Annotated in this window: 4 protein-coding genes; 3 read left to right on the plus strand and 1 reads right to left on the minus strand. The window is 71.2% G+C overall.

Features of this window, described 5'->3' with window-relative positions; genetic code table 11:
* The first annotated feature begins 161 nt into the window (after nt 1–161).
* Both hrpA and ACWEVN_RS43210 read left to right on the plus strand, forming a co-directional pair.
* On the plus strand, nt 162–4058 hold the full coding sequence (gene hrpA / locus ACWEVN_RS43205) for an ATP-dependent RNA helicase HrpA (protein ID WP_452055146.1): 3897 nt from the start codon (nt 162–164) through the stop codon (nt 4056–4058).
* A 349-nt stretch (nt 4059–4407) separates the two neighbouring features.
* Nucleotides 4408–5556, plus strand: a complete 1149-nt coding sequence (locus ACWEVN_RS43210) for a hypothetical protein (protein ID WP_452055147.1) — start codon at nt 4408–4410, stop codon at nt 5554–5556.
* A 55-nt stretch (nt 5557–5611) separates the two neighbouring features.
* Here ACWEVN_RS43210 and ACWEVN_RS43215 read toward each other — a convergent pair whose 3' ends face one another.
* Nucleotides 5612–7300: a bifunctional 3'-5' exonuclease/DNA polymerase gene (locus ACWEVN_RS43215; RefSeq protein WP_449686094.1), complete on the minus strand. Its 1689-nt coding sequence runs from the start codon at nt 7298–7300 to the stop codon at nt 5612–5614.
* A gap of 143 nt (nt 7301–7443) precedes the next feature.
* Between ACWEVN_RS43215 and ACWEVN_RS43220 the strand changes: the two genes are divergently transcribed.
* Nucleotides 7444–9078, plus strand: coding sequence for an acyl-CoA synthetase (locus tag ACWEVN_RS43220; protein ID WP_452055148.1), 1635 nt, complete (start codon nt 7444–7446; stop codon nt 9076–9078).
* Nucleotides 9079–9232: the final 154 nt, after the last annotated feature.

The following is a 9232-nucleotide window of genomic DNA, read 5'->3' on the forward strand; positions in this document are numbered from 1 at the left end:
GGCGTTGGTTGCGTCCAACGCACCGAACGCCACATTGGGTGCGTTGGACGCACCGAACGCCACATTGGGGCGCTTGAGGCGGGCCTCCGGGGTGCGCCCGGTCACGTAGCCGGGATATTCGGAGGCCCGGTTCGTCACGCACGGCTATCCTTGGACCAAGAATGTCCGAGCCATCCCCCTTCGCCGCGCTGCGTGCGCGCTTGCCCGAGCTCATGCCGCGTGACGAGCAACGGCTGCGCCGCCGGCTCGAAGGCGCCCGCAAAGCCCGCAACCGCGACTCCGTCCTCGCCCAGATCGCCGCCGACGTCGAGAAGGCCGAGCTGCGCGTCCAGTCGCGGCGCGAGAGCGTGCCCAAGATCGAGTACCCCGAAGAGCTGCCGGTCAGCAAGCTCAAGGACGAGATCGCCGCCGCCATCGGTCAGCACCAGGTGGTGATCGTCGCGGGGGAGACCGGCTCGGGCAAGACCACCCAGCTGCCGAAGATCTGCCTGGAGCTCGGCCGCGGCATCCGCGGCCAGATCGGGCACACCCAGCCGCGGCGGCTGGCCGCGCGCACGGTCGCCGACCGGATCGCGAGCGAGCTCCACACCGAGCTCGGCGACGCCGTCGGCTACAAGGTCCGGTTCACCGACCAGTCCGGGCAGGACACGCTGGTCAAGCTGATGACCGACGGCATCCTGCTCGCCGAGATCCAGACCGACCGCTCGCTGCGCCAGTACGACACGCTGATCATCGACGAGGCCCACGAGCGCAGCCTCAACATCGACTTCATCCTCGGCTACCTCAAGCAGCTGCTGCCGCGCCGCCCGGACCTCAAGGTCATCATCACCTCGGCGACGATCGACCCGGAGCGCTTCTCGAAGCACTTCGACGACGCCCCGATCGTCGAGGTCTCCGGCCGGACGTACCCGGTCGAGGTGCGCTACCGGCCGCTGGTCGACCCGGAGGACCCCTCCGAGGACGCCGGCGCCGCCGACGAGCGCGACCAGACCCAGGGCATCCTCGACGCCGTCGAGGAGCTGTGCGCCGAAGGCCCCGGCGACATCCTGGTGTTCCTCTCCGGCGAACGCGAGATCCGCGACACCGCGGACGTGCTCAACCGGGCGAACCTGCGCAACACCGAGGTCCTGCCGCTGTACGCGCGGCTGTCGTCGGCCGAGCAGCAGCGCATCTTCCAGTCCCACACCGGGCGGCGGGTGGTGCTCGCGACGAACGTCGCCGAGACGTCGCTGACCGTGCCGGGCATCAAGTACGTCGTCGACCCGGGCACCGCGCGGATCTCCCGCTACAGCCACCGCACCAAGGTGCAGCGGCTGCCGATCGAACCGGTGTCGCAGGCGTCGGCGAACCAGCGCAAGGGCCGCTGCGGCCGCACGTCCGACGGCATCTGCATCCGGCTCTACTCCGAAGAGGACTTCGAGAGCCGGCCCGAGTTCACCGATCCCGAGATCCTGCGGACCAACCTCGCGTCGGTCATCCTGCAGATGACGTCGCTGGGCCTGGGGGACATCGCCGCGTTCCCGTTCGTCGAGCCGCCGGACCGCCGCCAGGTCAGCGACGGCATCGGCCTGCTGCAGGAGCTGGGCGCGTTCTCCTCGACCGGGTCCGACCGCAGCCTGACCGACATCGGCCGCAAGCTCGCGCAGCTGCCGGTCGACCCGCGGATGGGCCGGATGGTCCTGGAGGCGGCGAAGAACGGCTGCGTCCGCGAAGTGATGATCATCGCCGCTGCACTGTCCATTCAGGACCCCCGTGAGCGGCCGGCCGAGAAGCAGCAAGCAGCCGACCAGCAACACGCTCGGTTCGCCGATCCGACGTCGGACTTCCTGGCCTACCTGAATCTCTGGGAGTACGTCGCCGAGCAGCAGAAGGCGTTGTCCGGCAACCAGTTCCGCCGGATGTGCCGCACCGAGTACCTGAACTACCTGCGGTTGCGCGAGTGGCAGGACATCTTCAGCCAGCTGCGTCAGCTGGCCAAGCCGCTCGGCATCTCGTTGAACACGAACACGGCCCCGGCCGACCCGCAGCGCGTGCACACGTCGCTGATCGCCGGGCTGCTGTCGCACATCGGGCTCAAGGATCCGGCCAAGGGCGACTACCTGGGCGCGCGCGGCGCCCGCTTCGGCGTGTTCCCGGGCTCGGCGCTGTTCAAGAAGCAGCCGCGCTGGGTGATGTCGGCGGAGCTGGTCGAGACGTCCCGGCTGTGGGCGCGGGTCAACGCGCGCATCGAACCCGAGTGGGTCGAGCCGCTGGCGCAGCACGTCGTGAAGCGGTCCTATTCCGAGCCGCACTGGGAACGCAAGCAGGGCGCGGTGATCGCGACGGAGAAGGTGACGCTGTACGGCGTCCCGCTGATCGCCGACCGCCGCGTCAACTACGGCCGGATCGACCCCGAGATGTCGCGGGCGCTGTTCATCCGGCACGCGCTGGTGGAGGGGGACTGGCAGACGCGCCACCACTTCTTCGCCGAGAACCGCGCGCTGCTGGAAGAGGTCGAAGACCTGGAAAACCGGGCACGGCGGCGGGACATCCTGGTCGACGACCAGACGCTGTACGAGTTCTACGACGCGCGGGTCCCGGCGGACGTCGTCTCGGTGCGTCACTTCGACAGCTGGTGGAAGAAGGCGCGCCACGAGCAGCCGGACCTGCTCTCGTTCGAGAAGTCCATGCTCATCAACGAAACGGCGGGCGGTGTCCGCGAGGGCGACTACCCGGACTCGTGGACGCAGGGCACGCAGGTCTTCAAGCTGACCTACCAGTTCGAGCCGGGCGCGGACGCCGACGGCGTCACCGTGCACGTCCCGCTGCCGGTGCTCAACCAGGTGACGCCGGACGGGTTCGACTGGCAGGTGCCGGGGCTGCGCGCGGAGCTGGTCACCCAGCTGATCAAGTCGCTGCCGAAGGCGTTGCGCCGCAACTTCGTCCCCGCGCCGGACACGGCTCGGGACGTCCTTTCGCGAGTGTCCCCTTCGGACGGTCCGCTGCTGGAGGTTCTCGGCCGCGAACTGCGTAATCTGCGGGGCATCACGGTGCCGTATGCGGACTGGGACCTGGCTTCGGTGCCGGAGCACCTGAAGATGACGTTCCGGGTCGTGGACGAGCGCGGCAAGCGCGTCGCCGAGGGCAAGGACGTCGCGGAACTGCAGCGGCGGCTGGCGCCGAAGGTGCGTGAGACGATCTCCAAGGCGGCCAACACGCTGGAGAAGGCCGGGCTGACGAAGCCGTCGTTCGGGGCGCTGCCGCACGTTTTCGAGTCGAAGCAGCGCGGTCACGACGTCAAGGCGTACCCGGCGCTGGTCGACGAGGGCGCTTCGGTGGCCGTGCGGCTGCTGGACACCCCGGCCGAGCAGGAACACGCGATGTGGGCGGGCACCCGGCGGATGCTGCGGCTGAACCTGAACTCGCCGATGAAGTTCATCACGCGGTCGCTGTCCAACTCGTCGAAGCTGGTGCTGAACCGGAACCCGCACGGCAGCGTCGCGGCGCTGCTCGAGGACTGCGTCGACTGCGCGGTGGACGCCCTGATGGCCGCGGGCGGCGGTCCGGTGTTCGACGAGACCGGCTTCAAGGTGCTGCTGGAGAAGGTCCGCGCGGGCCTGCACCCGCAGGTGCTCGACGTGTTGACGGACGTGGAGAAGATCCTCCGCGCGGCGAACGACGTCGAGGTGGCCCTGCCGTCGGCGCGGGGTCCCGCCGAGTCGCTGTCCGACATCCGCGCCCAGCTGACCGGCCTGGTGTACCCGGGTTTCGTGACGGCGACCGGCGCCGGGCGGCTCCGCCACGTCGTCCGGTACCTGCAGGGGATCTCGCGACGGCTGGAGAAGCTTCCCACCGAGCCGACGCGCGACCTGCAGCGGACCGCGGACATCGCGTGGATCCAGGGCGAGTACGCCGACGCGGTGGCATCGCTGCCGCCGGGGACGTCGTCACCGGCGCTGAACGAGGTGCGGTGGATGATCGAAGAGCTGCGGGTGTCGTTCTTCGCCCAGACGTTGGGCACGGCGCACCCGGTGTCGCTCAAGCGGATCACGAAGGCCATCGACGACGCGTTGGCCTAGTCGATCATCGTTCCAGGCCACCGAAACCCGGAATGTCCGGCTTCGAACTTCCGTCGGTTGACCGCGGTGCACCGCGGGACAAGCCTGGGTCGGCCGGAGACCTTCGCGCCGGCCGCGCACGCGGCCGCCGAGCCGCGGCACAACGTCCCGAATCCGCTGCTCAAGGAGCAGTTCGCCGACGCGCAACATCGTCGCCGGGTCGAACGACTACCGGCTGTACAACACCCGCGAAGCCCGCAACGATTCGGGCGGCTTCGCCTACACGTCGTTCGACGGCGGCCGGACCTGGGCGAACGTCCAGCTGCCGCACCTGGACCACCCGACCGGGGCGCCCGCGCCACTGTCCTATATGGACGCCGCCGGTGACCCGGCGATCGCGTTCGGGCCGCACAACACGGTGTACTACGCGACGCTGGTGTTCAGCCGGGCCGAGGTGCCGGACGACCAGCAGCTCGCCGGCGGCATCGCGGTGTCGGTGTCCCACGACGGCGGCCGCAGCTTCGGCGACCCGGCGATCCTGCACCTCGACGGCGTCACCCCGGCGGGCACGCCGACGCCGGCGCGGATCTTCAACGACAAGGAGTGGATCGCCGCGGACCCGGTGTCCGGCGACGTCTACGTGACGTGGACGCAGTTCACCTACGACGCGTCCGGCGCGTTCGTCGAATCGCCGATCGTGCTGTCGAAGTCCCGCGACTTCCAAGTGGCGTACGAGACGTCGGTCTGCGCGACGGCGGCGTGCGACCGGCCGGCCGACCACGACGCGGTGGTGGTGGCGACCTCCCGCGACGGCGGCCGGACGTTCCGGCACGCCGAAGTGGGGCTCGACTTCGACTTCCCGGTCGATGAGGACATCGCCAACAACGCGCTGACCGGCGAGAACTTCCGCGTCAACAGCTTCCCGCAGCTGACGTACGACCGCGTGACGGACCACCTGTGGGTGACCTGGGCCGACGACCGCAACGGAACGTACCGAGACGGCGAGTCGGTGAAGACGAACGGCGACGCGTTCCTGAGCGGGTCCGACGGCCGGCGCGGCTGGTCGAAGCCGCTGAAGATCGGCTCGGGCGCCGACGAGGTGTTCCCGGCGGTGGCGGCGTTCGGCGGGCGCGTCGCGGTGACGTCGTACACGCGCGCGTACGACCCGAACGGCATCGGCCTGGACTACGCGTACGCGGCCGGCTGGGGCGACGGCTTGTCCCCGCTGCGCAGGATCACGACGCAGATGGCGAACCCTCAGGTCCAGTTCGTGCCAGGGCGTGTTCATCTGCGACTACACGGCCGCGGCGGTGGGCGCGGACTTCCGGCTGCACCCGGTGTGGACGGACTTCCGCGGCAACCCGGGCCGGACGCTGCCGAACCAGGACGTCGGAACGCAGACCCTCCCGATGTTCCCGTAGCGGGTGAGCGGGGCCGGCCGCAGCGCCTCGGGCGGCGGCCGGCCCGGCGCACCCGGCGGGCCGGTTCGCGTGATGGGGCACCGGCTTCGCGTGATTGAGGCCGGAACTCGCGTGATTGAGGCCGGAACTCGCGTGATTGGCGGGGCATCACGGTTACTTGGCGTCGGCGTAGGTGTCGACCGCTGCGGTCTGCATCGGGAAGCGGACCGGGCACGCCGGGCCGAACAGCATTCTCGCCGCCTCCGTCACCGAATCCTCGATGGACTGGGCGACGGAGGCGGCCAGCTCGGCCGGGGTGTGGACGATCACCTCGTCATGCTGGAAGAACACCAGGTGCGCCGGCGCGGGCAAGCGGGTGCGGAGGGTGGCCAGCATCACCGCCGTCATGTCCGCCGCGCTCGCCTGGACGACGAAGTTGCGCGTGAACCGGCCCCAGCCCCTCGAAGCCCGCCGGGCCTTCAGCTCGCCGGCTTCGTCCGAAGCCAGCCCGCCCGTCAACGCGCGCCAGGCCGCCGACGGCGCCGGCGAAGTGCGCCCCAGCCGGGACCGGACCCGCTCGCCGCGTTCGCCCGCCTGCGCCGCATGCTCCACATAGGACACCGCGTCCGGGAACCGCTGCCGCAGCAAACCCAGGAGGGGACCCGCCTCGCCGGACGTGCCGCCGTACATCGCCGACAGCATCGCGATCTTCGCCCGGGCCCGGTCGTCGCGGTCGTCGTTCGCGGCCGGGACCCAGCGCGCGCCCGAGAACAGCGCCTCGCCCAGGCGCGCGTACAGGTCCGTCGCCGCCGCGACGTCGGCCAGCCGGCGGTCGCCCGACAGCGCGGTGAGCACCCGGGGCTCCAACTGGGCCGCGTCCGCCACCACCAGCTTCCAGCCCGGGTCCGCGCGCACGCACGTCCGCAGCACCTTCGGGATCTGCAGCGCCCCGCCGCCGCGGCTGGCCCAGCGCCCGGACACCACGCCGCCGACGACGTAGTGCGGCCGGAACCGGCCGTCCGTGACCCACTCTTCGAGCCACGCCCACCCGTTCGCCGCGAACAGCCGCGACAGCTCCTTGTACTCCAGCAACGGTCCGACCGCGGGGTGGTCGATCCCCTTCAACAGGTACTTCCGCGCCGCCGGCACCTCGATCCCCTCGCGGGCCAGCGCGCGGACCACGCTCGGCGGCGAGTCCGGGTTCACCGGCCGCCCGCCGAACGCCTCGCTGATCTTCGCCGCCAGCTCGACCAGCGCCTTCGGCCGCTGCCCGGCGGGCACCCGCGGCCCCAGCCGCGCCGCCAGCAGCTCCTCGTGCACGTCGGCGCGCCACGGCAGGCCGTCGGCCGACATCTCCGCCGCCGCCAGCGCGCTCGCCGACTCCGCGGCCAGCAGCAGCCGCATCCGGTCCGGGTGCTCGACCGCCGCCACCCGCCGCTCCTGCTCGGCGAGGACGCGCCGGACCGCCGTGACGACCGTCACGCCCTCGGGCAGCGTCGGCACGCGCGTCTCGAACAGCGTCGGCTGCGCCAGCTCGACCGCCGCCGAATCCGGTGGCGGCTCCTCGCCGTTCGCCCTGGCCCAGGCCGCGCGCAGGCTCCGCGACTGCGTCTCCGCGCCCTCGTACGCCAGCAGGAGCCCCTCGGCCAGCTCGAGGTCGTAGCAGCGGCGCACCCGCAGCCCGGCCGCCATCAGCACCGGGTACGTCCGCTCCACCGACGGAAACACCCACCGCGGCGCCAGCGAGGTCTCCAGCTCCCGCGCCAGCTCCGCGAAAGCCGCCTGGTCCAGGCCGGACACCGTGTCCGACGACGTGTGCACGGTGAAGCTCCCGTCCTCCTCTCGCCCCGCAATGACCTGCACTCCGACATCATGCCGACCACCACCGACAGTTTCCGCCCGCTCGCGGGCTGGTGCGTTCGGCCTACCCTTGGTTTACTCTCCGGTAGCTCCCATACCGCCGGTACGGCGCTAGCTCTCTTCCCCGCAGCAACGGAGGTGCCTGGATGAGCCTGGTCGCGCTCGCCACCACGGTGGCGGACAAGGTGACCGAGACGGTGCGCAGCGTCGACGTGATGCGGCGGGCGGGCCTGGTCCCCTTCCCCAGGGTCGACGAAGGCGTCCGTTCGCTGGTCGCGTTGCGGAAGTTCGGCCCGTTCGCCGGCGCCAACCACATCTCCGCCCGCCGCGACCCGGCCGCCGTCGGCATCGTCGACGAGCTCGGCCCGCTCACCTACAAGCAGCTCGACGACCAGTCGAACGCCCTGGCCAGGGCCTGGTCCGAGCGCGGCATCCGGCCCGGTCAGGTCGTCGCCGCCCTCTGCCGCGACCACCGCGGCCTGGTCATCACGATGGCCGCGTCGGGCAAGCTCGGCGTCCGCCTGCTGCTGATGAACACCGGGTTCGCGAAGCCGCAGTTGGCCGACGTGGCCCAGCGCGAAGGCGTCACCGCGCTCGTCTACGACCAGGAGTTCACCGGCCTGCTCGACGCCATCCCGGACGGCGTCGACCGCTATCTCGCCTGGGTCGACCCCGGCGCCGACCTGGCCGACCGGACCGTCCCGGTGCTCGACGAGATCATCGCCAGCACCGACGACCGGCCGTGGCCCGCGCCGGCCAAGCCGGGCGGGTTCGTGCTGCTGACCAGCGGCACCACCGGCACGCCGAAGGGCGCGCCGCGGCCGCACACCTCCGCGCTGGCGTCGGCGCAGTTCCTCGACCGGATCCCGCTGCGGTCCAACGAGGCCACCTACATGGGCGCGCCGCTGTTCCACGGCACCGGCCTCTCGCAGTTCATCCTGTCCTTCGCGCTCGGCTCGAAGGTCGTCATGCGCCGCAAGTTCAACCCCGAAGAGGCGCTGCGCGGCGTCGCCGAGCACAAGTGCACCGCCCTCGTGCTGGTGCCGACCATGCTGCAGCGCATCGTCGACCTGCCCAAGGACGTCCGGCAGAAGTACGACACGTCCGCGCTGCGGATCATCTTCGTCGCCGGCTCGGCGCTCTCGCCGGACCTGGGCAACCGCGCGAACGAGGCGTTCGGCCCGGTCGTGCACAACCTGTACGGCTCGACCGAGGTCGCGGTGGCCACGGTCGCGACGCCGGAGGACTGGGCGAAGGCCCCGGGCACGGTCGGCCGCGCGCCGGTGGGCTGCAAGGTGGCGCTGTACGACGAAAAGGGCGTCCGGATCACCGAGCCGCACGTGACCGGCCGCGTGTTCGTCGGCAGCGGGCTCAGCTTCGGCGGCTACACCGACGGCCGCCACAAGGAAATCATCGACGGCCTGCTCTCCAGCGGCGACGTCGGCCACTTCGACGAGGACGGCCTGCTGTTCATCGACGGCCGCGACGACGAAATGATCGTCTCCGGCGGCGAGAACGTGTTCCCGATCGAGGTGGAGAACCTGCTGGTCGAGCGCGAGGACGTGATCGAGGCGGCGGTGATCGGCGTCGAGGACCCGGAGTTCGGGCAGCGGCTGAAGGCGTTCGTCGTGCGAGCCGAAGGCGCGTCGCTGGACGCCGACGAGATCCGCGACTACGTCAAGGCGAACCTGGCCCGCTACAAGGTGCCGCGGGACGTCGAGTTCCTGGACGAGCTGCCCCGCAACGCCACCGGAAAGGTCCTCCGCACCAAGCTGCAGTGACAACCGAGGGCCGGGGGCTTCGCCACCAGGCCCCCGCAAAGCGGTCATGACCCACGCTGCACGTTGACGACCCGCCAGCGCCCGTCCCGGCGTTCGGCGACCACCGTGCAGGCGACGCCGTCGGTCGGCGTCGCGACCGGGCCCCGCGCCCGCG

The sequence above is a fragment of the Amycolatopsis sp. NPDC003861 genome, from assembly GCF_053605405.1.

What these genes read in the sequence shown, in the direction of transcription:
- ACWEVN_RS43220 (WP_452055148.1), top strand. Translation starts at nt 7,444, where the DNA reads ATGAGCCTGGTCGCGCTCGCCACCACGGTGGCGGACAAGGTGACCGAG.
- ACWEVN_RS43210 (WP_452055147.1), top strand. Translation starts at nt 4,408, where the DNA reads ATGGACGCCGCCGGTGACCCGGCGATCGCGTTCGGGCCGCACAACACG.
- hrpA (WP_452055146.1), top strand. Translation starts at nt 162, where the DNA reads ATGTCCGAGCCATCCCCCTTCGCCGCGCTGCGTGCGCGCTTGCCCGAG.